Here is a 22,684-nt window from a genome sequence, read left to right on the forward strand (position 1 = left end):
TCCTGGCTGCGGAAAGTCCGCTACATCGATCCGGCGGCCTTCTCGATCTGCCCGCGGATCTCACCGTCCGGATTCGCCTTGGTGTGGACGTTGACATAGTACTTGCCGGCCTCGAGGTCGGTGGCTTGCGCATCGGTCAATGTCGCCGATCCTTTGATCGGGCTCTTGAGCTTCTTGAACGGGATTACCGGGTCCGCGCTTTGACCCATCGCGGCCGGGCCGTGAATGTGAGCGGCCACCGCCGGCCCGCTGAGGCCGGAATATTTGACGTTCCAGGTGAGTTTCTTGCTGGTGGTGTTGAATGTGAATGTGGCAGTTCCCTTGCCCTTGGTGGTGACAGGCGGGTTCTGCTGGCCACCATCGAGCGTCGCCTTGAACTTCATCGTCTCGGCCATGGCCGGCGATGCGAGCAGGAAGGCGGTCGAAACGGCTAAAGCCGAAAGCAGCGACAGGGATAGGATGCGCATTGAGGACCTCCGTTTGGCTGACGCATCCGCCACGGCTCCCCCGGCGCGGATGCTCTATTGCAACGGTTGGCCGGCGCTTTGTTTCCCTGCGCACGTATATTTTACCGGCGCCAACAAAAAAGGCGCGGTCGCCCGCCCCTTCTGGATTCCACGAAGGCAATGATCAGACGGCCGCCAGCGCCTGCGCCAGATCCGCGATCAGATCATCCGGGTGCTCGACACCGATAGACAGCCTGACCGTGGTCTCAAGCACGCCGATGCGCTGGCGCACGTCGTAGGGAATGCCGGAATGGGTCATGGCCGCCGGATGGCTGGCCAGCGATTCCGTTCCGCCGAGGCTTACCGCCAGCTTGAATATCTGCAGGCTGTTGAGAAAGGTGAAGGCGGCCTTCTGGCCGCCGCGAATGTCGAAGGAGAACGTGGAGCCGGCGCCACTGCATTGCGCCCGGTAGGTGCGGCCGGCGGAGGTTTCTTCGTTCAGGAACGGCAGATAATGCACCTTCTCGACCTTGGGGTGATCGCGCAGGAATTCGGCGACCAGGCGGGCGTTGTCGTTTGCCCGCTCCATGCGGATCGACAGCGTCTCCAGCGAGCGGCCGAGCATCCAGCAGGAATGGGGGTCGAGCTGCGTGCCGATCGCGCCGCGCAGCGCCTTGATCGGCTTGGTGACCGCCTTGCTGCCCATGGCGGCACCCGCGATCAGGTCGGAATGGCCGCCGACATATTTGGTCAGCGAATAGACCGAAACATCGGCCCCGTGTTCGATAGGCCGCTGGAATACCGGGCCGAGCAGGGTGTTGTCACAGACGATGATCGGCGTCGTTCCTTGCCGGACGCCGATCTCGTCGGCGATCCTCCGCATCAGCGCAATGTCGACAAGGCTGTTGGTCGGGTTTGACGGTGTCTCGATCAGGATGACCGACACGCGGCCCTTGCCGACGGCCGTTTCGGCAGCCAAGCGCACCGCCGCCTCGTCGACGCCGTCGGCGAACGCGACAGCCTCTATGCCGAAGCCGGCGAGCGTGCGCGTCAGAAGGGTCTCGGTGCCGCCATAGAGCGGCTGTGAATGCAGGATGACGTCGCCCGGGCGAGCATAGGCGAAAAGTGTCGTCGCGATCGCCGACATGCCGGACGAGAACAGGATGCAGGCGTCCGTCCCCTCATAAATCGCCAGCCGGTCCTCGACGATCTCGCTGTTGGGATGGTTGAAGCGCGAATAGACCAGACCGGAAGCCGCGCCGCTCGGAGGTTCCTTGCGGCCGGAGGTGTAGTCGAAGAAATCGCGTCCCTCTTCGGCCGATTTGAACACGAAGGTCGAGGTGAGGAACACCGGCGGCTTGACGGCGCCCTCCGAAAGCTGCGGATCGAAGCCATAGCTCAGCATCAGCGTCTCCGGGTGGAGCTTGTGGTTGCCGATATGGGTTTTCGAAGGGCGCGGCGCGGTCATGGCTTTTTCCTGCTTTTCGAGGAGTGTCGCACCGCAATTTATGCGATCCCGATCATGCAGTCCTTGCTATTTTTGCGCTCTTGTGGCCGCATTTCCGCAATATATTGCCCGGAGAAGCCGAAAGTGCAGCAGAAGATAGCCGACGATTTCGACCGCAAGATCCTGCGCGAACTGCAAGCCGACGCCCGCATCACCAACAACGAGCTTGCCGAGCGGATCGGTCTGTCGCCGTCACCCTGCCTGAGGCGCGTGCGGCGGCTGGAGGAAGCCGGAGTTATCAGGGGCTACACCGCGCTGGTCGATCCGGCCGCCTTCGGCTGGGGCATGGTTGCCATCGCCACCATCCGGCTCAGCCGCCAGAACGAGGACGAGATCGTTATGTTCGAGGAAGCGATCCGCGGCTGGGAAGAGGTCCTGGAATGCCACCTCGTCACCGGCTCGCGCGATTATGTGCTGAAGGTCGTGGCAGGAAGCCTCGAACAGTACGAGCGCTTCATCAAGGAAAAGATCGCGCGGCTGAAATGTGTCGCCTCGATCGAGACCAGCTTCGTCATGAACACCATAAAGGAACGGCGCCTCTGAGGCGCCGTTCTCAAAATCAGGATGTGCCGTCAGTGCATGTCGCCCAAAGTGCGCAGCGGTTTTGGGGTAACGACATGCATAAACGACAACTTAAAGCGCGTCGCCTGAATCCATTCAGACACGACGCGCTTTAGTCGGCCTACTTGATCGCCTTGTCGGTGATCGCGGTGGTGTAGGCGCCCGACGGCTCCTTGGCGATGATCTTCTGGTCGAGCAGCGCCTTGGCGGTGCGCTCATAGGTCGCCGGATCGAGCTTGCCGTCGGCGTTGTCGATCAGCTTGGCGACTTCGCCCATCATGCGCTTCTGGTGGTTCTCGTCCTGGCCGCCATTGTCCATGACGATCCCGGCCGCCTCATCCGAGTTGTCGACTGCATATTTCCAGCCCTTCATCGAGGCGCGCACGAAGCGCACCATCTTGTCCTCGAAGGCCGGGTCCTTGAGCTTGTCTTCCAGCGCGTAGAGCCCATCCTCGAGCAGATCGTTGCCCATGGCCGAGTAGTTGAAGACGGTAAGCTGCTCCGGCTTGTAGCCGGCGTCGATCAGCTGCCAGTACTCGTTATAGGTCATGACCGAGATGCAGTCCGCCTGCTTCTGGATCAGCGGCTGCACGTCGAAGCTCTGCTTCAGCACGGTGACGCCGTCCTTGCCGCCATCGGTCTTGAGGCCGAGCTTGTTCATCCAGGCATAGAACGGATATTCGTTGCCGAAGAACCAGACGCCGAGCGTATGGCCCTTGAAGTCGGCTTCGGTCTTGATCGGGCCGTCCTTCGGGCAGACCAGCTCCATGCCGGCCTTCTTGAACGGCTGGGCGATGTTGACCAGCGGCACGCCCTTTTCGCGGGCAGCGAGCGCGCCGCCCATCCAGTCGACGATGACGTCGGCGCCGCCGCCCGCGATCACCTGCTCGGGCGCGATATCCGGACCGCCTGGCTTGATGTCGACGTCGAGGCCCTCGGCATCATAGAAGCCCTTGGCCTTGGCGACATAATAGCCGGCGAACTGGGCCTGCGTGACCCATTTCAGCTGCAGCGTCACCTTGTCGGCGGCCATCGCCTGGAAAGCGGCCAGCGACATCGCACCGGCCAAAGCAGAAATTACAAGTCTTTTCATGTTTTTACCCTCTGAAGTTAGCACCCAAACCCACCGCCCCTATCCACCACGGACAGAGGGATGCCAAAACGTGACGGCTCTTTCGACGAGAGCGACCACGCCATAAAAGACCGAACCCGCCAGTGCTGCAACTGCGATTTCGGCCCAAACCATGTCGATGTTCATCCGCCCGACTTCCGTCGAAATGCGGAATCCCATGCCGACAACAGGCGTGCCGAAGAACTCCGCGACGATGGCGCCGATCAGCGCCAGCGTCGAGTTGATCTTCAGCGCATTGAAGATGAACGGCATTGCCGCCGGCAGCCTGAGCTTCAGCAAGGTCGGCCAATAACCCGAGGCATAAGTGCGCATCAGGTCGCGCTCCATATGGCCGGAGGCGGCAAGCCCGGCGACCGTGTTCACCAGCATCGGAAAGAAGGTCATGATGATGACGACCGCCGCCTTGGAGGGCCAGTCGAAGCCGAACCACATGACCATGATCGGCGCGACGCCGATGATCGGCAGCGCCGACACCATGTTGCCGATCGGCAGCAGCCCGCGCCGCAGGAACGGCACACGGTCGGCGAGGATGGCGACGATGAAGCCGGCGAAGCTGCCGACGATGTAACCGATCAGCACCGCCTTGAAGATCGTCTGCCGAACGTCCGACCCCAGGATCGGCAGCGAGTTGGCGATACGCGCGCCGATGGCGCTCGGCGGCGGCAAAAGGATGAAGGGAATGCCGGCGCCGCGCGTCACCGCTTCCCAGATGATCAGGATCCAGGCGCCGAAGATCGCCGGGATGACCAGGCGCAATGCAGTCTTCGCCCCATTGGCCGCGGGCCTTAGCGAAGACAGGAGGCCCACGCAGCGCCAGGCAAGCAACCAGGCGGCTGCGAGAGCCAAAAAGTAAGGCGCCAACGCAGTGCCCTCGAAGCCGCCTATGCCTTTGATCAGCAGCCAGGCGGCAATATGGGCGCCAACGAACAGCACGACGCCTTCGACAAGTGGCGCCAGTCTCACCGTGGAAACCAGCGCCGCGATCAGCAGCAGCGCGAGGATCAGACCCTTCGTGTCCATATACGGGTAGGCGATCGTCGCAGCGGGCTCAGCCAGCGCGGCCGCTTCCGGTTTCGACATCGCGCCAAGCGCGAAGGCCACCAGGCAAAGGAGGATCGCAAGCACTGCTTGCCAGGATGGTTTCAGCCAGATCATGCCGGCCTCCCGCCCATGGCGCGGTCGACCAGGCGGCCGGCAATGCCGACCACCATCACCAGCAGCGCAGCAACCACTGAACCGGCGACCAGCGCCGACCAGATGTCGATGGACTGGCTGTAGTAGGCGCCTGCCAGCAACTTCGCGCCGATTCCGGCGACCGCGCCGGTCGGCAGTTCGCCCACAATGGCGCCGACGAGGCTTGCCGCGACCGCCACCTTCATCGAGGTGAACAGGAACGGCACGGAGGCCGGGACGCGAAGTTTCCAGAAGGTCTGCGAGGCGCTGGCATTATAGGTGTGCATAAGATCGAGATGCATGAGCTCGGGCGAGCGCAGGCCCTTCACCATGCCGACCGCGACCGGGAAGAAGGACAGATAGGTCGAGATCAGCGCCTTCGGGATCAGGCCGGTGATGCCGATCGCCGCCAGCACCACGATGATCATCGGCGCCACCGCCAGGATCGGAATGGTCTGCGAGGCGATGATCCACGGCATCAGGCTGCAGTCGAGCGTCGCCACATGCACGATGCCGACCGCGATGACGATGCCGAGCGCCGTGCCGAAAGCAAAGCCGAGCAGCGTCGAGGACAGCGTCACCCAGGCGTTGTAGATCAGGCTTCGGTTGGAGGTGACGCTGCGCAGGAAGGTATTCTGGAAGAAGTTTACCGCCACCTGGTGCGGCGCCGGCAGCGTCGGCTTCGGCTGCGACAGCGTCTTGCCGATGAATTCGACCGCGCCGGGCGTCTCGTTTGCGCGCTGGTCGAGATCGCGCTGGAACGGCGCGTTGAGGATAACGGCAAAGACATACCAGATCGCCACCACGCCGACGAGGATGGTGGTGACGGGGATGATCTTGGAACGGAAGGAGTCCATTCCTTAGTCCTCGTAGGAGTGGCCGGCCCGCAGGCCGTCGCGCACGCGCGCCGCGATCGCCAGGAATTCCGGCGTTTCGCGGATGTCGAGCGGCCGCTTCCTGGACAAGGTCGATTCGATGATGTCGGTGACACGGCCCGGCCGCGGCGACATCACCACGATGCGCGTCGACAGATAGACCGCCTCGGGGATCGAGTGGGTGACGAAGCAGATCGTCTTGTTGGTCCGGTCCCAAAGCGAGAGAAGCTGCTCGTTCAGATGGTCGCGCACGATCTCGTCGAGCGCGCCGAACGGCTCGTCCATCAAAAGCAGGTCGGCATCGAAGGCCAGCGCGCGAGCGATCGAGGCGCGCTGCTGCATGCCACCCGACAACTGCCAGGGATATTTCTTCTCGAAACCAGACAGGTTGACGAGTTCCATGGTGCGCTTGATGCGGTCCGCCTGCTCCGCCTTGGAGAGGCCGATGATCTCCAGCGGCAGCGCCACGTTGCGTTCGATCGTGCGCCACGGAAACAGGGCTGCCGCCTGGAAGACATAGCCGTAGGCTCGGCTTTCGCGCGCCTGCTCGGGCGTCATGCCGTTGACCGAGATGGCCCCCGCCGTCGGCTTCTCCAGATCGGCAATGACGCGCAGCAAGGTGGTCTTGCCACAGCCAGACGGCCCGATGAACGATACGAATTCGCCCTTGCCAATGGTGAGATCGACATTGGACAGTGCCTGTACCGGACCATCATTGGTCTGGAAGGTGAGGCCGAGTTTGCTTGCCGAGACGACGGCTGGCGACTGTCCGCTCATTGGCAGAAACCTGCCTTTCGCAGCCGCTGCCGCGCAGGATGAAATCCCGTTGCTTTTGCGTCGATGTTGTTTTCCACTCGTCCAGTCCCATTCGATCGACGCCCGGAGCCTTGCCGATGTCGCCTAAATCCACTTGTCATCTTATTCGCCCTGAAAGCACTTATGAAGGCAAGCAGGGGCTGAGCTATTTCGCCGGTATTGCCGCCGAGACCGTCGGCTCTTCCGGCATCTGCATGCATCTTCTCACCATCCCGCCCGGCGCCCGCGCCAAGGCGCATATGCATGAGAACCACGAGACGGCGATCTATGTGCTCTCCGGCGAGGTCCATACTTGGTACGGCGACCGGCTTGAGCATCATATCCTCGTCAAGGCCGGCGACCTCTTCTACATCCCGGCTGGCGTGCCGCATCTGCCGGCCAATCTGAGCGGCGCGCCCTCTTCGGCGGTCATCGCCCGCACCGATCCCAACGAGCAGGAAAGCGTGGTCCTGCTGCCGGAACTGGATGCGTTGGTCGCCTGAAGCTGAAGGATGGGCTCTCGCCGTCATTTGCACCGGGAGACTTCGCCCATCACGGTGCCGTCCTCGCCGGCAATCACCAGCTTCTTCGGGCTCTTGGCGCTGCGCTTGATGGTGAAATGGGCAGGCGTCTGCCCCTCCTCGCCTTCCGCCTCGCACTGCGCTGTCACCAAAAGGGAGCCATCCGCCTGGGGCTTCTTGTCGGTGAAGGTGCAGGCGCTCGCCACCGTGACAAATGCCTCGCTGGTCAGGAGCAGCATGTCCTCGGCATAGACTTCCTGGCCGTTCTTGTTGATGCAGCCGGATTTGTTGCCGTAAGGCTTGGAGAGGTCGATGCCGGCCGCAAAGGCCTGGCCGGCGGCCAGCAGCATGGCTGCCGCGACGAAAAGGGGAGCTGCGCGCACGCTCAAACTCCGGTCGCCGGAATGCCGGAACGCTCCACCTTGCGCGGCGCGCTGATCTCCTTCCAGGTCGACAGCGCCCGGTTGACCGCGGCGTTCGGCTCGCGCGCGACGAACTCGCCGTGGCCGATCTTGACCTTGACGTCGGACTCTTCGATCGAGAGCTCGCCGCGCGAGAAGACGAAGCGCGGCAGGCCGGTCACCTCGAAACCTTCGAAGACATTGTAGTCGATCACCGACTGCTGCTTCTTGGCCGAGATCGTCTTCTTGCGCTTCGGATCCCAGACCACGATGTCGGCGTCCGCGCCTTCGACGATCGCGCCCTTCTTCGGATACATGTTGAGGATCTTGGCGATGTTGGTCGAGGTCACCGCCACGAACTCGTTCATCGTCAGCCGTCCGGTGTTCACGCCGGTGGTCCACAGGATGGGCAAGCGATCCTCGAGGCCGCCGGTGCCGTTCGGGATCTTGGTGAAGTCGCCGACGCCGTTGCGCTTCTGCTTGGTGGTGAAGGAGCAGTGGTCAGTCGCCACCACCTGCAGCGAGCCGGCCTGCAGGCCTGCCCACAGCGAATCCTGGTGCCACTTGCTGCGGAAGGGAGGGCTCATCACGCGGCGCGCCGCATGGTCCCAGTCCTTGTTGAAATACTCGGTCTCGTCGAGCGTCAGGTGCTGGATCAGCGGCTCGCCGAATACCCGCATGCCCTTCTGGCGGGCGCGGCGGATGGCCTCGTGGCTCTGCTCGCAGGAGACATGCACCACATAGAGCGGCACACCGGCCATGTCGGCGATCATGATGGCGCGATTTGTGGCCTCGCCCTCCACTTCCGGCGGGCGCGAATAGGCATGGCCTTCCGGGCCGTTGTTGCCGGCCGCAAGCAGCTTCTGCGAGAGCGCGGCAACCACATCGCCGTTCTCGGCATGGACGAGCGGCAGCGCGCCGAGATCGGCGCAGCGCTGAAACGACGCATACATCTCGTCGTCGTCGACCATCAGCGCGCCTTTGTAGGCCATGAAGTGCTTGAACGAGGTGATGCCCCTGTCGACCACGGTCGCCATCTCGTCGAACACCTGCTTCCCCCACCAGGTGATGGCCATGTGAAAGGAATAGTCGCAGGACGCCTTCGACGTCTTGTTGTCCCACATCTGCAGCGCCTCGAGCAGCGACTGCTGCGGCGCCGGCAAGCAGAAATCGACGACCATGGTCGTGCCGCCGGAAAGCGCCGCGCGCGTGCCCGATTCGAAATCGTCGGCCGAATAGGTGCCCATGAAGGGCATTTCGAGATGGGTATGCGGATCGATGCCGCCCGGCATGACGTAGCAGCCGGTGGCGTCGAACTCGTGATCGCCATGCAGATCCGTGCCGATGGCGATAATCTTGCCGTGGCTGAACACGACGTCGGCTTTCCAGGTGCGGTCAGCCGTGACGATGGTGCCGTTCTTGATGACTTTGGTCATTTCTCTTGTTCCCTTTTTCTTGCTGCGCTTCTTCGGAGCGCTTTAGTTGTTCAAAACATACGAGACGTGGGGGGCCGACACTACATCACGCCAACTTCCCGCAATATCTCTTCCACACAACCGTCGAAGGATTCCGCCAGTTCGCCAGTAGAAAATCTGAGCACGCGATAGCCTTGCTGGCCAAGCCAGGCGTCACGTTTTTGGTCCTTCTCCATCCGCTCCGGCGTGAAATGGTGTTCGCCATCCACCTCGATGACTACGCCCTTCTCATGCAGGACGAAGTCCACGATGTATGGCCCGATAGGTGCCTGTTTCCTGGCATGCAGCCCATAAAGGCGACGAAACTCTTTCAACTCAGACCAGAGCTTGCGTTCGCCCTCCGTCATGTTTCGGCGCAGCGCCCTTGCGCGCGTGATCATGGTCGGGTCGATCGCGGTCGGTGCCAAGGCGAGTACCCCCACCCTCAATCCCTCCCCACAAGGGGGAGGGAGGTTTGGCGCCGCGCTATCATCATCCCACTATTAAAGTGCTGCGCTACCGGAGAAAGCGGCGGCGATGCCAGTCCCCCTCCCCCTTGTGGGGAGGGGTTAGGGGTGGGGGTACAGCGCCGCCGCTTCACTCCACAATCCCCGCTGTCTCGACCACCGCGTGGAACAGCACGTCGGCGCCTGCCGCCGCCCACTCCTTGGAGATGTCCTCGGCCTCGTTGTGGCTGAGGCCGCCGACGCAGGGGCACATGACCATGGTCGCCGGCGCCACCTTGGCCGCCCAGCAGGCGTCGTGGCCGGCGCCCGAAATGAGGTTCATGTGGCTGTAGCCGAGCTTTTCGGCGGCCGTGCGCACACGGCCGACCAGCGTCGGATCGAAGGTCACGGGATCGAAATGGCCAACGGCCTCGACCGAGCATTTGACGCCGAGCGGCTCGCAGATCTTCGGCGCTTCCTTCTCGATGCGGGCGCGCATGCCGTCGAGCTTGGCTTGATCGGGCGAACGGATGTCGACGGTGAAGATCACCGTGCCCGGCAAAACGTTGCGCGAATTGGGCGAGAACTTCACCTGCCCGACCCCGCCGACGGCGCCGGGCTGGTTCTGCATCGCGACCGTCTGCACCATCTCCAGGATGCGCGCCATGGCCAGCCCTGCATTGACGCGCATGTTCATCGGCGTCGAGCCGGTATGCGCCTCCCTCCCGGTCAGCGTGAATTCCAGCCACCACAGGCCCTGGCAGTGGGTGACCACGCCGATCTGCTTGTTCTCGGCTTCGAGGATCGGTCCCTGCTCGATGTGGTATTCGAAATAGGCTTGCATCTTGCGCGCGCCGACCTTCTCGTCGCCGACCCAGCCGATCCGCTTCAGCTCGTCGCCGAAGGTCAAGCCATCGAGATCCTTGCGGGCATAGGCGTAGTCCTGGGTGTGGACGCCCGCGAACACGCCGGAAGCGAGCATGGCCGGGGCGAAGCGCGCGCCCTCCTCGTTCGTCCAGTTGGTGACGACGATCGGATGCTTGGTCTTGATGCCGAGATCGTTGAGCGAGCGCACGACCTCGAGCCCTGAGAGCACGCCAAGCACGCCGTCATATTTGCCGCCTGTCGGCTGGGTGTCGAGATGGGAGCCGACATAGACGGGCAGCGCGTCCGGATCGGTGCCGGCGCGCGTCATGAACATGGTGCCCATCTGGTCCACGCCCATCGTGAGCCCGGCCTCGTCGCACCAGGATTTGAAGAGCTCGCGGCCTTCTCTGTCGGAATCGGTGAGCGTCTGGCGATTGTTGCCGCCGGCAATGCCGGGGCCGATCTTCGCCATCTCCATCAAGGAGTCCCACAAACGGTCTGAATTGATACGCAGATTCTCGCCGGGGGCGGCCATTCAAAGTCCTCTCATTTACGCGGCGTCCCCCTCCCCCTCGAGGGGAGGGTGGCCGCGAAGCGGTCGGGTGGGGTCGCCGGCCATACGCGCGGCCTTTTCCTTGATCACCTGCGCGACGTGCCAGGCACTGTTTATGACATCGGGCTCATCGACACGAAAGACGTCGTATCCGAGTAAACGCAAATAGGCGTCGCGGACAGCATCATGGCGTTTGCCTTTGTCATGCTCATGCAAATCGCCGTCGATCTCAACGATCAGCTTTACTGCGAGACAGGCAAAGTCGACGATGTATGGCCCTATGGGGCACTGTCGGCGGAACTTGAGACCAGAAGCCTTCAATTCGCGCAGTTCATACCAAAGCAGGTTTTCACCTTTGGTCGCGTGAATTCGAAGCGCGCGCGCTTTTTGCCGCATTTCGAAACTCACGCGGGTCCTAGGCATCAGGAACGACCTCGCAAAAGATCAGGTCGGCGCGCGTCGCCGCGGACCCCACCCGGCCGCTTCGCGGCCACCCTCCCCTCAAGGGGGAGGGATATCCGCGCCCGGTCTCTCAATCTATCGACCTCAACACATCCCGAACATGGTCGATCAGCTCGTTGATCTGGCCCTTGGTGATGATCAGTGGCGGCGACAGCGCGATAATGTCGCCGGTGGTGCGGATCAGCGCGCCACGCTCGAACGCCTTGACGAAGGCCGAGAAGGCCCGCTTAGTCGGGCTTCCGGCGATCGGCGCCAGCTCGATCGCGCCGATCAGGCCGATATTGCGGATGTCGATGACATGCGGCTCGCCCTTCAGCGAGTGCAGCGCGTCTTCCCAATAAGGCGCCAGCTCCTCGCCACGGGTGAGCAGGCCTTCTTCCTTATAGGTGTCGAGCGTGCCGAGGGCCGCGGCGCAGGCGATCGGGTTGCCCGAATAGGTGTAGCCGTGGAAGAACTCGATCATGTGCTCGGGGCCGGTCATGAAGGCGTCATGGATCTCCTTCTTGACGAACACCGCGCCCATCGGGATGACGCCGTTGGAGACGCCCTTGGCCGTGGTCATGATATCCGGAGCGACGCCGAAATAATCCGCCGCGAACGGCGCGCCGAGGCGGCCGAAGCCGGTGATCACTTCATCAAAGATCAACAATATGCCGTGTTTGGTGCAAATTTCTCGAAGCTTCTGCAGATAGCCCTCCGGCGGCAGGATGACTCCGGTCGAGCCCGCGACCGGCTCGACGATGACCGCAGCAATGGTCGAGGCATCGTGCAGCGTAACCAGGCGTTCCAGCTCGTTCGCCAGCTCCGCGCCATGCTCCGGCACGCCCTTCGAGAAGGCGTTCTTCTCCGGAAGGTGGGTGTGCGGCAGATGGTCGACGCCGCCGAGCAGCGTGCCGAACATCTTGCGGTTGCTGACGATGCCGCCGACGGAGATGCCGCCGAAATTGACGCCATGATAGCCACGCTCGCGGCCGATCAGGCGGGTGCGCGAGCCTTCACCCCTGACGCGGTGATAGGCGATCGCCATCTTCAGCGCGGTTTCGACCGATTCCGAGCCGGAATTGGTGAAGAAGACATGGTCCATGCCCTTGGGCGCGATATCGACCAGGCGGTTCGCCAGCTCGAACACGATCGGGTGACCCATCTGGAAGGCCGGCGCATAGTCGAGCTCGGCTGCCTGCTGCTGGATCGCCTCGGTGATCTTAGGCCGGCAGTGTCCGGCGTTCACGCACCACAGGCCGGCCGTGCCGTCGAGCACCTTGCGGCCGTCGCTCGTCGTGTAGTGCATGTCCTTGGCGGACACGAACATGCGCGGCGCCTGCTTGAACTGCCGGTTTGCCGTGAACGGCATCCAGAATGCGCTGAGATCGTTCGGCGTGACTTTCAGCCGGTTGGACATGACCAAGATTTCCCCTTGTAACCTGTTTCGGTGCGCTAACGCTTGGTCTTCCCAAGGCTTGGTCTTCGTTGCGTTTTCGTGCTACGCAAAATTTTGACCGGTTGGACAAACGTTAGCACCGCCCTGTCGGCGGTCAAGGGACTACTAGCGGAAATGCGGCATCGAAAGCGCGCTCCACGGCTCGGAGAAAAACTGGTCCAGAGGATTGGTCCAGAAAGACCGCGCAACAGCGGCCGGCAAGGATGACGGACACGATGGAAGGCTCAGCTCCCCGCCGCACCCGCATCCAGCAGGAAAAGCGCGAGCTGATCCTGGAAGCCGCGCTCGAAGTCTTCTCCACTAACGGCTTTCGCGGCTCGACCATCGACCAGATCGCCGAAGCCGCCGGCATGTCGAAGCCGAACCTTCTCTATTACTTCCGCCGCAAGGAAGACATTCACGAGACGTTGATGAAGCGGCTCCTGGACACATGGCTGGCGCCGCTCCGCGAGCTCGACGACATCGGCGACCCGATGACCGAACTCAAGAGCTATATCCGCCGCAAGCTCGAAATGGCGCGCGATTTTCCGCGCGAAAGCCGGCTCTTCGCCAATGAGATCCTGCAAGGTGCGCCGCGCATCATGCCTATGCTGGAGGGCGAGTTGAAGACGCTGGTCGACGAGAAGGCCACGGTCATCAAGGGCTGGATGCGCGCCGGCAAGATCGCCCGCACCGACCCCTGGCATCTGATCTTCTCGATCTGGGCGACGACACAGCATTATGCCGATTTCGATGTCCAGGTCCGCGCCGTGCTCGGCCCCGATCGCGGCGGCGAAGGCCGCTTCGAGGACGCCGCGCGCTTCCTCGAGCAGTTGTTCCTCGACGGGTTGAAACCGAAAGGCTGAGATCCAATCAGGCGCTGCGCCGCTCGGCAGGCTGCGCTTCGAGCAGCTTCTCCAACTTGGCGATCGAATTCTGCTCAGGCAACGGCGTGTAGACGATCGGCCGCATATCCGAGCCGTCGTCGATCGACAGGCTCATATGCTCGAAGGCCATCGCGCCGGCGCTCGGGTGGCGGACATGCTTCACCCCCGTCAGCCTTCGCGCCACGTCCCGCCTCGGCCACCAATCCCGGAACTCCGGGCTTGAGCGCATCATCAGCGCGATCAGCCGCTCGAAATCCGGATCGCCGACATATTTCGCGCTCTCGGCGCGAAACGAAGCGAGCACCACGTGCGCGAGTTCTTCCCAATCGACCAGCAGCCGCCGGTGGTGCGGGCTGGTGAACACCAGATGGACGATGTTGCGGGCATCGCCCTCCAGCAGGCCATAGTCGCCGAACACGGCAACCGCTGCATCGTTCCAGGCCAGCACATCCCAGCGCCGGCCAACGACATAGGCCGGCTGCAGGACGAGGCTCTGCAGCATGTGCAGTGGCGTCCCGTCGACCTTCTCGGGCGCGGCTGAGCGGCGTTCCGGCTGTTGCCGGCCGGCGAGGATGAACAGATGCCGCTTCTCGACGGCATCGAGGCGCAACGCCTCGCATAGCGCGGTCAGCACTTCCACCGAGGGCCGCACGTCCCTGCCCTGCTCGAGCCAGGTGTACCAGGTGGTGCCGACGCCGGCGATCATCGCCACCTCCTCGCGCCTCAGCCCGGGGGTACGCCGCCTGGCGCCGGTGGCGATACCGATGTCGGCAGGCGACAGTCGCTCACGGCGCGAGCGCAGGAAGGCGCCAAGCTCGTGGCGGCGGCTGTCCTCGGGAGATTGGGTCACGGCATCCATGAAGTTATTATAGCAGTACTGATACCAGGATAAAGTTTGAACTGTTTGCGCCGCGCGCCGTGCCCCATCTTGAGTTCAGAGCAGCATAAGGAGGCTCTGAACATGGAACTCAAAAACAAGACAGTGCTCGTCACCGGCTCGACGGACGGCGTCGGCCGCGTGATCGCCGAAAGGCTCGGGAGCGCCGGCGCCCACGTGTTGGTGCATGGCCGCGACGAAGGCCGGGGCGAGGATGTGGTGGCCGCCATCGAGGCAAAGGGTGGCAAGGCGGAATTTCTCGCCGCGGACCTCGCATCGCTTGCGGAGGTGCGCCGCCTTGCCGAAGCCGTGCGCGCCAGGACCGGCCGGCTCGACATTTTGATCAACAATGCCGGCGTCGGCACCGGCGGCGAAAGCGCAAGGCGGCAGGTGAGCGCCGACGGCTATGAGCTGCGCTTCGCCGTCAACTATCTCGCCGGCTTCCTGCTGACGTCGGAACTGCTGCCGTTGCTCAAGGCAAGCGCACCGGCGCGCATCGTCAATGTCGCCTCGGCCGGCCAGCAGGCGATCGACTTCGACGATGTCATGCTGACCCGCGGCTATAGCGGCGTGCGCGCCTATTGCCAGAGCAAGTTGGCGCAGATCCTGTTCACCCTCGACCTGGCCGAACGGCTCAAAGGCACCGGCGTCACCGTCAATGCGCTACACCCGGCAAGCTACATGGACACCACCATGGTCCGGCAGGCGGGCGTCACGCCGTGGAGTTCGGTCGAGACTGGTGCCGATGCCATCCTCAACCTCGCCGCATCGCCGGCGCTTGAGGGACGTAGCGGCTTCTATTTCGACGGCCAGCGGGAATCGCGCGCGGATGCCCAGGCCTATGACGAAAAGGCCCGCCGCCGGTTGCGGGACCTCAGCCTCGAACTGACCGGACAATCTTCTACGACATCCAGGGAACAGCATTCATGAATGGGACTATCGAACATTGCGTGATCATCGGCGGCTCGTCCGGCATCGGCCTTGCCACGGCCAAACGGCTGGTCAGCCCCACGATGAAAGTGACGATTACCGGCCGCAACGAGGAGAAGCTGAAGAGCGCCTGGAAGAGCCTTGGCGGCACTGTCGGCAAGGCTGCTTTTGATGCGACCAAGCCGGATGAGGTCCGGCATTTCTTCGACGGTCTCGGCCGGTTCGATCATCTCGTTCTCGCTGCGAGTGGCGGCAAGGGACTTGGGCCGTTCGCGACCCTCGACCTTGCCGACATCGGCAGCGGCGTCGACGAAAAAATCCGGCCGCAGCTGTCCTGTCTGCAGGCTGCTCTCCCGACCTTGAACAGGGCGGGATCGGTCACCTTCATTTCGGCCGTCTCGGCGCAGCTCGCGGTGCCCGGCGTTGCCGGCATCGGCGCCATCAACGGCATGCTTTTGACCGTCGCGCCGATCCTCGCGGTCGAGTTGAAGCCGCTGCGCGTCAATGTTGTGGCGCCGGGCGTCATCGACACGCCCTGGTGGGACTTTTTGCCGGGCGAGCAGCGACAGGCGGTCTTTGCCGAATATGCCGGCAAGACGCCGGTCGGTCGCATCGGCCGCGCCGAGGATGTCGCAGCGGCAATAGCCTTCCTGGTCTCCAACAGCTTCATGACCGGCCAGGTACTGACCTGCGACGGCGGGCTGCGCTTCGCCGCGTGAGCGGCGAATAGTTCAGTCGGAGATCAGGCCGGGCCAGAAGGCGAGCGTCATCAGCCCGGCAACGATCGCATACCAGACAACCATGTGGACCGTCTTCATGAGAGGGCGGCCCACCTCGCGCGCCCGCTTCGGGTGGAGAGGGTCATACATTACTTCGACCGCGGCGCCGATCGACCCGGTCGTTCCGTTGACCGGCAAATAGGAACTGAACCGCCAGGTCTTGCCCAGCCGGTCGACGAATTCGATGATCGGTGTGTCCGGGCCGTCATCCGACTTGTCGATGCCCACCACCTTGCCGCTGGCAACGGCGCCGCGCCGCCTGAGCATGATGTCGCCGTAGCTCTGCGCGCCGACGACCGCCAGGAAGAAGACGCCGCACAGGAAGCACCAGATTTGCATGTCATTTGGATGCCGGCCGAAGGCTTCCGCGATTGCGCGGAACGGAAACAGCGCCTGATGGAAGGCTTCCGAAACGCGCGCCCAGAATGCGGTCCAGCTCTGCTCCATGAACGCTCCAAGGGGCGAACCTATATTTGCCAATACAGGACGATCGCGACGGAGCGATTAACACTGAGCCATCAATTGCGCGGAATCCGCTAGTGGGCCATCAGGCATAGTGCGCGATCAGCGCCAGGAACCCGCCGGCCAAGGCAACATTGCCGACGAAGCCATTGATACGAGACGCGCGGTCCGGACCTTGATGGTCCCAGAAATTATGGAACATCGGTGTTGCGACGATGAGGAACAGAATCAGGCAGGCTGCCGCCAGCGCCGTCCATAAGCCGCCAATCACCAGCAGCCCGGCGGCGACTTGCAGGACGATGCCCAGCCACAATGCCGGGCCCGCCTGCGGCACGCCGCGAGCCGCCATCATCGGGATGAGCAGGTTCGTGTTCTGGATGTTGCGCAGGCCAGCAAAGACGAAGGCGCCGCCAAGCAGCAAGCGCGCGGCAAACAGAATCTCGTTCTGAAAATTGTCAAGCATGTCCCATTGATCTCGCAAATGAAAGCGCGCGAGCCACGACAGCCCGCGCGCCAGTCAAAACCTCAGGCAGCTTTCGCGGCCGGCATCGGATGGATGGCGTGGAAGGAGACGCAGAGCCGGTTCCAGGTGTTGATCATGCCGATCACCACCGTCAGCTTGACCAGCTCCTCCTCGGAGAAATGTTCGAGCGTCCTGGAATAGAGATCGTCCGGAACGCCGTTGTCGGAGATGTTCGTCACCTTCTCCGTCCAGGCGAGCGCGGCGCGCTCGCGCTCGGAAAACAGCGGCGATTCTTTCCAGGCGGCGACAAGATAAAGCCGGGTCTCGGTCTCGCCGTCGCGCCGCGCCTCACGGCTGTGCATCTCGACGCAATAGGAACAGCCATTGATTTGTGAGGCCCTGAGCTTGACGAGATGCATCAGGCTATCCTCCAGCCCGCACTCCTCGACCGCCTTGTTGAGCGCCATCACCGCCTTCATGATCTCCGGCGCCTTGGCGAAGAACTGTAGCCTCTGTTTCATTTCTCTTACCTTTCACACTTTGCTGGGTTGATTGGATTGATTTTTCTGCGGTCGCTGGTGGCGCTCGACGAAGGCGCAACTGGCAGAGACCGTGCGGGGATCGGCGTCGTTCATGAAATCGACGACGATGTCGGAGAGCTTTGCCTCGGCAAGCGCGGCGCGATAGGCGCGCTCGGCCTTGAGCATCGCGGCATTGATACCGCACGGCTTCACATAGGCGGAAGCGTCGAGCCTGACCGGGCCGCGCTGGCGGATTTCCCCGCAGCGGAAGGCAGGCTCTTTGCCTTCGACCGCAAGCACGATGTCGAGAAGCGTGATGCGCTCGGCCGATCGCGCCAGCCTGTAGCCGCCAGCCGGTCCCGGCACCGATTCCAGGATACGCGCCGCTGTGAGCTGATTGAGATGTTTCAACAGATAGCTCGGCGACAGGCCGAAGGCCTCGGCCATGGCGGCGCCCGACATGGTGCTGTTGCCGTCGACGCCGGCAAGCATGGCGGCGCAGTGGATCGCCGCTTCGACGCCTTCTCCGAGCTTCATGATTTGATGCTTCTATTCATGGATAACTTTTATCATGGATATTTTTTATCCGCAATAAGGAATTAAAAGCGGCGCCCGAAGGCGCTGCTTTTCGTTCGAATGCTGTTCCCTACTCCGCCGCCACCTTGGCCATCGGATTGTTCGGGTGCGTCGTCCAGTTGGCGTAGATCGGCGACACCGGCTTGCCGGTGCGCTGGTCAATCGAGCCTGCCGCCAGCGGCTCCATGGTGATGCAGCCTTCGACCGGACAGACATTGACGCAGAGGTTGCAGCCGACGCATTCGGCATCGATCACCTCGAAATGCCTCAAGCCGTCGACCATGCTGGTGATCGCCTGGTGCGAGGTGTCCTCGCAGGCGATGTGGCAGCGGCCGCATTTGATGCAGGCGTCCTGGTCGATATGCGCCTTGGCGACATAGTTGAGGTTGAGATACTGCCAGTCGGTGACGTTAGGCGTGGCGCGGCCGATGATGTCGGAGAGCGAGGCATGGCCTTTCTCCTCCATCCAGTTCTCCAGCCCAGCGATCATCTCCTGCACGATCTTGAAGCCATAGGTCATGGCCGCCGTGCAGACCTGCACGTTGCCGGCGCCGAGCGCCATGAATTCGGCGGCATCCCGCCAGGTGGTGATGCCGCCGATGCCGGAAATCGGCAGACCGTGCGTTTCCGGATCGCGTGCGATCTCGGCCACCATGTTCATGGCGATCGGCTTGACCGCCGGGCCGCAATAGCCGCCATGCGAGCCCTTGCCGTCGATGGTCGGCTGCGGCGCGAAACTGTCGAGATCGACGCCGGTGATCGAATTGATGGTGTTGATCAGCGACACCGCGTCGGTGCCGCCGGCCTTGGCCGCGCGGGCCGGCTTGCGGATGTCGGTGATGTTCGGCGTCAGCTTGGTGATAACCGGCATGCGCGTGTACTGCTTGCACCAGCGCACCACCATCTCGATATATTCCGGCACCTGGCCGACTGCCGAGCCCATGCCGCGCTCGCTCATGCCGTGCGGGCAGCCGAAATTGAGCTCGATGCCGTCGGCGCCGGTCTCCTCGACCAAGGGCAGGATCGCCTTCCAGCTCTCCTCCTCGCACGGCACCATGATCGAGGCGACCAGCGCCCGATCCGGCCAGTTCATCTTCACCTGCTTCATCTCGCGCAAATTGGTCTGCAGGTCGCGGTCGGTGATCAGCTCGATGTTGTTCAGGCCGAGCAGACGTCGGTCGGCGCCCCAGATCGCGCCGTAGCGCGGGCCGTTGACGTTGACGACCGGCGGGCCTTCTTCGCCCAGCGTCTTCCACACCACGCCGCCCCAGCCGGCCTTGAAGGCGCGCTCGACATTGTAGGCCTTGTCGGTCGGCGGCGCCGAAGCCAGCCAGAACGGGTTGGGCGACTTGATGCCGACGAAGGTGTTACGGATGTCTGCCATGCTCATGCCCTCCCGTTAGAGGTCAGTGCCCGGTGGATGGATTCGGCGGCGTCGCGACCCTGCGCCACGGCCGAGACCGTCAGGTCGTCGCCGCCGAAGATGCAGTCGCCGCCGGCCCAGACTTTTGTGAGCGAGGTGCGGCCTTCCGCGTCGACCTTGATGCGGCCGCCCTCGAGCTCGATCGAGGCAACGCTGCCGTTGAGCACCGCTGGCGCAAAACTCTGGCCGATCGCCTTGAACACCTGATCGGCGGCAAGCGTCAGCCGTTCGCCGGTGCCGGCGAGCTTGTCGCCATTGATCGCGGTATATTCGAGCTCGATGGCCGACACCTTACCGTTCTCGGCAATGACGCGCTTCGGCTGCAGCCAGTGGCGGATGGTGACGCCGTTGGCGGCGGCGAGATCCTGCTCGAAGCCGGAGGCGTTCATGTGCTCCTGCCCGCGCCGGTAGCAGATCGTCACCTCTTCGGCGCCGAGCAGCTTCGACTGAACGGCAGCGTCGATCGCCGTCATGCCGCCGCCGATGACGACGACCCGCCGGCCGACCGGCAGGCTGCCAAGATCGCTTGCCTGCCTGAGCTCGGCGATGAACTCGACGGCGTTGGCGACACCGTCCGCATCCTCGCCATCGGCGCTGAGCGCATTGATGCCGCCAAGCCCGAGGCCGAGGAACACCGCGTCGTAGTTGCGGATCAGGTCGGAGAGCTGGAAATCGCGGCCGAGCGCCTTGCCGTTCTGGATGTCGATGCCGCCGATCGAGGTGACATAGTCGACCTCGGCCTGGGCGAAATCGTCGACGCTCTTGTAAGCCGCGATGCCATATTCGTTGAGGCCCCCGGCTTTCGGCCGCGCCTCGAGGATGGTGACGTCATGACCGTGGCGGGCAAGACGATGCGCCGCCGCGAGACCCGAAGGCCCGGCGCCGACCACCGCGACCGTCTTTCCGGTCGGCTCGGCGCGCTTGTAGAACTGCTTGTTCTCGTCCATTGCGACGTCGGTGGCGTAGCGCTGCAGCCGGCCGATCTGCACCGGCTTGCCCTCGGCGACCTCGCGCACGCAGACCTCTTCGCACAGCGTCTCCGTCGGGCAGACGCGGGCGCACATGCCGCCAAGGATGTTCTGGTCGAAGATCGTCTTGGCCGAGCCCAGCGGATTGCCGGTCGCGATCTGCCGGATGAACATCGGAATGTCGATCGAGGTCGGGCAGGCATTCATGCACGGCGCGTCGTAGCAGAAGTAGCAGCGATCGGCCTCGACCAGCGCCTCGTGATGGTCGAGCGGCGGATGCAGATCGGAAAAATTGTCAGCATATTGCTCGGCCGACAACCGGCCGCCGGCAATGCCTTCGATGAAATGACCAGTCGCCATTCCAGTTCCCCTTGTTGTCGTTTTGGGGAAGGCTAGCACGTTTTATTTTTTTATCAATTGGTCAATTTTCGGGCAAGTCGCTGTATTGCTTGCATAAAAACATGATAATTGCAGTCATGTTACAGCCATCACAGGGACAGCGGCCGGCTCAGCGCTTTCAATCCTGGAAGGATGGATCGACCTGAGCTCGTCGGCGACGAGTTCCTGCAGCGGCCACAGATTGCGGTCATGGATGCCGAATTCTTCAAGGTGACTGACGGTGTTGTAGAGATACTCGGCGCCGGAACCGACATGGCCGCAGGCACGCGCCAGCACCCACGCCACCTTCTCCAGCGGCTGCCCTAGCGACGTGCCCCTGCCGGTCACGCCGACCCAGAAGCCCAGCGCCCGCAGCGATCCTTGCGCCGTGCGCACCGGAACCCAGCGGACCGAGCTGATGCTTTCATGGTCGTCGATCTCGCGCCGCAACAGTCTTTCGATCTAGGCGGGCTTCTCGCCATCCGGCAGGCGATAGATGACACCGTCGCAGCGCCCGCCGCGTTCGAGCGCCATCATCAGCCCCGGCTGCGCAGCGCTGCCTCTCCAGCGCACCAGATCAAGGCAGAAGGAGCGATGCCAGCCATAGGCCGAGGCTCGCCGTTGCTCGACGGATTCGAAGGCCGGCTTCCAGATCAGCGAGCCATAGGCGAACACCCAGAGCGGCCCCTCGTCGGCTTCGCCTGACAGGCGCAAGGCAAGCGCCCGGAAGTCGTTGTCGCTCAGTTGCGTCCAGGCTCCGCTCGGACCGGGATCGACCTCCTCCCGGTGGCACAGAGCGACAAGCTCAGGCGTGAGCGACATTCGACGCAACGGAAAACACAGCCCCTCTTTGACCGCAGCAAAGTCGAAATCGCATGACGCGCAAGATCATGGTCCCCAGCGCCTTGCCGTCCTCGATTTCTGGTCCAGATGTCGGATTTCTGTCGCCGAGATCGTCCTAGGATGGATCGAACCGCGATCGCTGCCTGAACCGGTGAGGAGACCGACCATGCCGAATTCCCCCCAACCTTTCTTCTGGTACGAACTGATGACCACCGACCTCGACGCCGCCGAGGCCTTTTACACCGCCGTTGTCGGCTGGAGGGCCGAGCCCTTCGACAAGGCGCCGGGCATGCCCCGCTACATCGTGATGAACTCCAGCGTGCGCGGCGTCGGCGGGCTGATGACGATCCCGGAAGACGCCGCCAAGATGGGCATGCCGCCAGCCTGGCTCGGCTACATCTACACCAAGGACGTCGATGCCTCGACGAAGGCGTTGCAGGAGGCAGGAGGCGCCGTCCACCGCGCGCCCGATGACATTCCGGGCGTCGGCCGCTTCGCCGTCGTCGCCGATCCGCAGGGCGCGACCTTCATGTTCCTGCAGCCCAACCAGCCCGAACAGCCGCCGGTGCCCGCGACCACGCCTGGCCATGTCGGCTGGCATGAGCTCTACACCTCGGACTGGAAGGCCGCCTTCGACTTCTATTCCGGCCAGTTCGGCTGGGAAAGCGCCGGCCAGTTCGACATGGGCGAGATGGGCATCTACCAGACCTTCGGCGCCGGCCCTGAATCCGGCGGCGGCATGATGAACAAGCCGCCGCAAATACCGGTCCCGGTCTGGCTGTTCTATTTCAACGTCGACGCCATCGATGCCGCCGCCAAGCGTGTCGCCGACAATGGCGGCAAGGTGCTGATGGGACCGATGGAGGTGCCGAGCGCGCAATGGGTCGTCCAATGCCAGGACCCGCAAGGCGCGCATTTCGCGCTGCTGGCCTCCGTGCGGTAGCAACTGCCAATTTTCCATCATGGG

25 protein-coding genes and 1 pseudogene are annotated in these 22,684 nt (G+C 63.2%); 6 read left to right on the plus strand and 20 right to left on the minus strand.

Features of this window, described 5'->3' with window-relative positions:
* Positions 1–20: 20 nt before the first annotated feature.
* Positions 21–467, minus strand: a complete 447-nt coding sequence (locus AU465_RS01305) for a CHRD domain-containing protein (protein ID WP_192243251.1) — start codon at positions 465–467, stop codon at positions 21–23.
* Positions 468–630: 163 nt separating this feature from the next.
* The gene (locus AU465_RS01310) at positions 631–1,914 is read right to left on the minus strand and encodes a cystathionine gamma-synthase family protein (protein ID WP_192243253.1); all 1,284 of its coding nucleotides are present in this window, start codon (positions 1,912–1,914) and stop codon (positions 631–633) included.
* A gap of 123 nt (positions 1,915–2,037) precedes the next feature.
* Here AU465_RS01310 and AU465_RS01315 point away from each other — a divergent pair, with 123 nt between their 5' ends.
* On the plus strand, positions 2,038–2,496 hold the full coding sequence (locus AU465_RS01315; RefSeq protein ID WP_126093047.1) for an Lrp/AsnC family transcriptional regulator: 459 nt from the start codon (positions 2,038–2,040) through the stop codon (positions 2,494–2,496).
* A gap of 139 nt (positions 2,497–2,635) precedes the next feature.
* Here AU465_RS01315 and AU465_RS01320 read toward each other — a convergent pair whose 3' ends face one another.
* Genes AU465_RS01320 through AU465_RS01335 form a run of 4 tightly spaced genes read right to left on the minus strand, consistent with a single transcriptional unit; the run spans position 2,636 to position 6,471 of the window.
* Entirely contained in the window at positions 2,636–3,607 is a 972-nt protein-coding gene (locus AU465_RS01320; protein ID WP_192243255.1) for an ABC transporter substrate-binding protein, read from the minus strand.
* 39 nt (positions 3,608–3,646) lie between these two features.
* Entirely contained in the window at positions 3,647–4,801 is a 1,155-nt protein-coding gene (locus AU465_RS01325) for an ABC transporter permease (protein ID WP_192243257.1), read from the minus strand.
* A complete protein-coding gene (locus AU465_RS01330) occupies positions 4,798–5,676 on the minus strand; it encodes an ABC transporter permease (protein WP_192243259.1) in 879 nt (292 codons plus the stop codon). The genes AU465_RS01325 and AU465_RS01330 overlap by 4 nt, the downstream gene beginning before the upstream one ends.
* A gap of 3 nt (positions 5,677–5,679) precedes the next feature.
* The gene (locus AU465_RS01335) at positions 5,680–6,471 is read right to left on the minus strand and encodes an ABC transporter ATP-binding protein (RefSeq protein ID WP_192243261.1); all 792 of its coding nucleotides are present in this window, start codon (positions 6,469–6,471) and stop codon (positions 5,680–5,682) included.
* A 116-nt stretch (positions 6,472–6,587) separates the two neighbouring features.
* Here AU465_RS01335 and AU465_RS01340 point away from each other — a divergent pair, with 116 nt between their 5' ends.
* Positions 6,588–6,992: a cupin domain-containing protein gene (locus AU465_RS01340; RefSeq protein ID WP_192243263.1), complete on the plus strand. Its 405-nt coding sequence runs from the start codon at positions 6,588–6,590 to the stop codon at positions 6,990–6,992.
* Positions 6,993–7,015: 23 nt separating this feature from the next.
* On the opposite strand, the gene AU465_RS01345 is transcribed toward AU465_RS01340, so the two are convergent.
* The 6 genes from AU465_RS01345 to aptA form a co-directional block, all read right to left on the minus strand.
* Positions 7,016–7,393 (minus strand): hypothetical protein, encoded by a 378-nt coding sequence (locus tag AU465_RS01345; RefSeq protein WP_312891172.1) that lies wholly within the window; start codon positions 7,391–7,393, stop codon positions 7,016–7,018.
* A 2-nt stretch (positions 7,394–7,395) separates the two neighbouring features.
* Positions 7,396–8,847 carry a dihydropyrimidinase gene (gene hydA, locus AU465_RS01350; protein ID WP_192243266.1) on the minus strand — a complete coding sequence of 484 codons (1,452 nt, stop codon included), beginning with the start codon at positions 8,845–8,847 and terminating at the stop codon, positions 7,396–7,398.
* An 80-nt stretch (positions 8,848–8,927) separates the two neighbouring features.
* A complete protein-coding gene (locus tag AU465_RS01355; RefSeq protein ID WP_192243268.1) occupies positions 8,928–9,293 on the minus strand; it encodes an endonuclease domain-containing protein in 366 nt (121 codons plus the stop codon).
* A gap of 169 nt (positions 9,294–9,462) precedes the next feature.
* Positions 9,463–10,713 carry a Zn-dependent hydrolase gene (locus AU465_RS01360; RefSeq protein WP_192243270.1) on the minus strand — a complete coding sequence of 417 codons (1,251 nt, stop codon included), beginning with the start codon at positions 10,711–10,713 and terminating at the stop codon, positions 9,463–9,465.
* 15 nt (positions 10,714–10,728) lie between these two features.
* Complete coding sequence (locus AU465_RS01365; RefSeq protein WP_246505805.1) at positions 10,729–11,127, minus strand: endonuclease domain-containing protein; 399 nt, start codon at positions 11,125–11,127, stop codon at positions 10,729–10,731.
* Positions 11,128–11,263: 136 nt separating this feature from the next.
* Positions 11,264–12,592 carry an omega-aminotransferase AptA gene (gene aptA / locus AU465_RS01370; protein WP_192243274.1) on the minus strand — a complete coding sequence of 443 codons (1,329 nt, stop codon included), beginning with the start codon at positions 12,590–12,592 and terminating at the stop codon, positions 11,264–11,266.
* A gap of 254 nt (positions 12,593–12,846) precedes the next feature.
* Between aptA and AU465_RS01375 the strand changes: the two genes are divergently transcribed.
* The gene (locus tag AU465_RS01375; protein ID WP_192243557.1) at positions 12,847–13,476 is read left to right on the plus strand and encodes a TetR family transcriptional regulator C-terminal domain-containing protein; all 630 of its coding nucleotides are present in this window, start codon (positions 12,847–12,849) and stop codon (positions 13,474–13,476) included.
* Positions 13,477–13,483: 7 nt separating this feature from the next.
* On the opposite strand, the gene AU465_RS01380 is transcribed toward AU465_RS01375, so the two are convergent.
* A complete protein-coding gene (locus AU465_RS01380; RefSeq protein ID WP_192243276.1) occupies positions 13,484–14,356 on the minus strand; it encodes a helix-turn-helix transcriptional regulator in 873 nt (290 codons plus the stop codon).
* Positions 14,357–14,458: 102 nt separating this feature from the next.
* Here AU465_RS01380 and AU465_RS01385 point away from each other — a divergent pair, with 102 nt between their 5' ends.
* Positions 14,459–15,304, plus strand: a complete 846-nt coding sequence (locus AU465_RS01385) for an SDR family oxidoreductase (protein WP_192243279.1) — start codon at positions 14,459–14,461, stop codon at positions 15,302–15,304.
* Positions 15,301–16,023 carry an SDR family oxidoreductase gene (locus AU465_RS01390; RefSeq protein ID WP_192243281.1) on the plus strand — a complete coding sequence of 241 codons (723 nt, stop codon included), beginning with the start codon at positions 15,301–15,303 and terminating at the stop codon, positions 16,021–16,023. Before AU465_RS01385 ends, AU465_RS01390 begins: the two co-directional genes overlap by 4 nt.
* 12 nt (positions 16,024–16,035) lie before the next feature.
* On the opposite strand, the gene AU465_RS01395 is transcribed toward AU465_RS01390, so the two are convergent.
* From AU465_RS01395 to AU465_RS01425, 7 genes and pseudogenes are all read right to left on the minus strand, one after another.
* Complete coding sequence (locus tag AU465_RS01395) at positions 16,036–16,530, minus strand: DUF3592 domain-containing protein (protein WP_192243283.1); 495 nt, start codon at positions 16,528–16,530, stop codon at positions 16,036–16,038.
* Positions 16,531–16,630: 100 nt separating this feature from the next.
* Positions 16,631–17,008, minus strand: coding sequence for a DoxX family protein (locus tag AU465_RS01400; protein ID WP_192243285.1), 378 nt, complete (start codon positions 17,006–17,008; stop codon positions 16,631–16,633).
* Positions 17,009–17,070: 62 nt separating this feature from the next.
* Complete coding sequence (locus tag AU465_RS01405) at positions 17,071–17,529, minus strand: carboxymuconolactone decarboxylase family protein (protein WP_192243287.1); 459 nt, start codon at positions 17,527–17,529, stop codon at positions 17,071–17,073.
* A 12-nt stretch (positions 17,530–17,541) separates the two neighbouring features.
* Positions 17,542–18,066, minus strand: coding sequence for an RrF2 family transcriptional regulator (locus AU465_RS01410; RefSeq protein ID WP_192243289.1), 525 nt, complete (start codon positions 18,064–18,066; stop codon positions 17,542–17,544).
* Positions 18,067–18,175: 109 nt separating this feature from the next.
* Positions 18,176–19,489 (minus strand): NAD-dependent dihydropyrimidine dehydrogenase subunit PreA, encoded by a 1,314-nt coding sequence (gene preA, locus AU465_RS01415; protein WP_192243291.1) that lies wholly within the window; start codon positions 19,487–19,489, stop codon positions 18,176–18,178.
* Positions 19,490–19,491: 2 nt separating this feature from the next.
* Positions 19,492–20,856, minus strand: coding sequence for an NAD(P)-dependent oxidoreductase (locus AU465_RS01420; RefSeq protein ID WP_192243293.1), 1,365 nt, complete (start codon positions 20,854–20,856; stop codon positions 19,492–19,494).
* A 114-nt stretch (positions 20,857–20,970) separates the two neighbouring features.
* A pseudogene (locus AU465_RS01425) lies at positions 20,971–21,705 on the minus strand (gamma-glutamylcyclotransferase).
* A 178-nt stretch (positions 21,706–21,883) separates the two neighbouring features.
* On the opposite strand from AU465_RS01425, the gene AU465_RS01430 reads away from it, so the two are divergent.
* Positions 21,884–22,660: a VOC family protein gene (locus AU465_RS01430; protein ID WP_192243295.1), complete on the plus strand. Its 777-nt coding sequence runs from the start codon at positions 21,884–21,886 to the stop codon at positions 22,658–22,660.
* Positions 22,661–22,684: the final 24 nt, after the last annotated feature.

Origin of the sequence: Mesorhizobium silamurunense, from assembly GCF_014843905.1 — a bacterium.
Lineage (GTDB): Bacteria > Pseudomonadota > Alphaproteobacteria > Rhizobiales > Rhizobiaceae > Mesorhizobium > Mesorhizobium silamurunense.

Coding starts and splice junctions, on each gene's coding strand:
- AU465_RS01305 (WP_192243251.1), bottom strand. CDS start 467: ATGCGCATCCTATCCCTGTCGCTGCTTTCGGCTTTAGCCGTTTCGACC.
- AU465_RS01310 (WP_192243253.1), bottom strand. CDS start 1,914: ATGACCGCGCCGCGCCCTTCGAAAACCCATATCGGCAACCACAAGCTC.
- AU465_RS01320 (WP_192243255.1), bottom strand. CDS start 3,607: ATGAAAAGACTTGTAATTTCTGCTTTGGCCGGTGCGATGTCGCTGGCC.
- AU465_RS01325 (WP_192243257.1), bottom strand. CDS start 4,801: ATGATCTGGCTGAAACCATCCTGGCAAGCAGTGCTTGCGATCCTCCTT.
- AU465_RS01330 (WP_192243259.1), bottom strand. CDS start 5,676: ATGGACTCCTTCCGTTCCAAGATCATCCCCGTCACCACCATCCTCGTC.
- AU465_RS01335 (WP_192243261.1), bottom strand. CDS start 6,471: ATGAGCGGACAGTCGCCAGCCGTCGTCTCGGCAAGCAAACTCGGCCTC.
- AU465_RS01340 (WP_192243263.1), top strand. CDS start 6,588: ATGTCGCCTAAATCCACTTGTCATCTTATTCGCCCTGAAAGCACTTAT.
- hydA (WP_192243266.1), bottom strand. CDS start 8,847: ATGACCAAAGTCATCAAGAACGGCACCATCGTCACGGCTGACCGCACC.
- AU465_RS01360 (WP_192243270.1), bottom strand. CDS start 10,713: ATGGCCGCCCCCGGCGAGAATCTGCGTATCAATTCAGACCGTTTGTGG.
- AU465_RS01365 (WP_246505805.1), bottom strand. CDS start 11,127: ATGCGGCAAAAAGCGCGCGCGCTTCGAATTCACGCGACCAAAGGTGAA.
- aptA (WP_192243274.1), bottom strand. CDS start 12,592: ATGTCCAACCGGCTGAAAGTCACGCCGAACGATCTCAGCGCATTCTGG.
- AU465_RS01375 (WP_192243557.1), top strand. CDS start 12,847: ATGGAAGGCTCAGCTCCCCGCCGCACCCGCATCCAGCAGGAAAAGCGC.
- AU465_RS01380 (WP_192243276.1), bottom strand. CDS start 14,356: ATGGATGCCGTGACCCAATCTCCCGAGGACAGCCGCCGCCACGAGCTT.
- AU465_RS01385 (WP_192243279.1), top strand. CDS start 14,459: ATGGAACTCAAAAACAAGACAGTGCTCGTCACCGGCTCGACGGACGGC.
- AU465_RS01390 (WP_192243281.1), top strand. CDS start 15,301: ATGAATGGGACTATCGAACATTGCGTGATCATCGGCGGCTCGTCCGGC.
- AU465_RS01395 (WP_192243283.1), bottom strand. CDS start 16,530: ATGGAGCAGAGCTGGACCGCATTCTGGGCGCGCGTTTCGGAAGCCTTC.
- AU465_RS01400 (WP_192243285.1), bottom strand. CDS start 17,008: ATGCTTGACAATTTTCAGAACGAGATTCTGTTTGCCGCGCGCTTGCTG.
- AU465_RS01405 (WP_192243287.1), bottom strand. CDS start 17,529: ATGAAACAGAGGCTACAGTTCTTCGCCAAGGCGCCGGAGATCATGAAG.
- AU465_RS01410 (WP_192243289.1), bottom strand. CDS start 18,066: ATGAAGCTCGGAGAAGGCGTCGAAGCGGCGATCCACTGCGCCGCCATG.
- preA (WP_192243291.1), bottom strand. CDS start 19,489: ATGGCAGACATCCGTAACACCTTCGTCGGCATCAAGTCGCCCAACCCG.
- AU465_RS01420 (WP_192243293.1), bottom strand. CDS start 20,856: ATGGCGACTGGTCATTTCATCGAAGGCATTGCCGGCGGCCGGTTGTCG.
- AU465_RS01430 (WP_192243295.1), top strand. CDS start 21,884: ATGCCGAATTCCCCCCAACCTTTCTTCTGGTACGAACTGATGACCACC.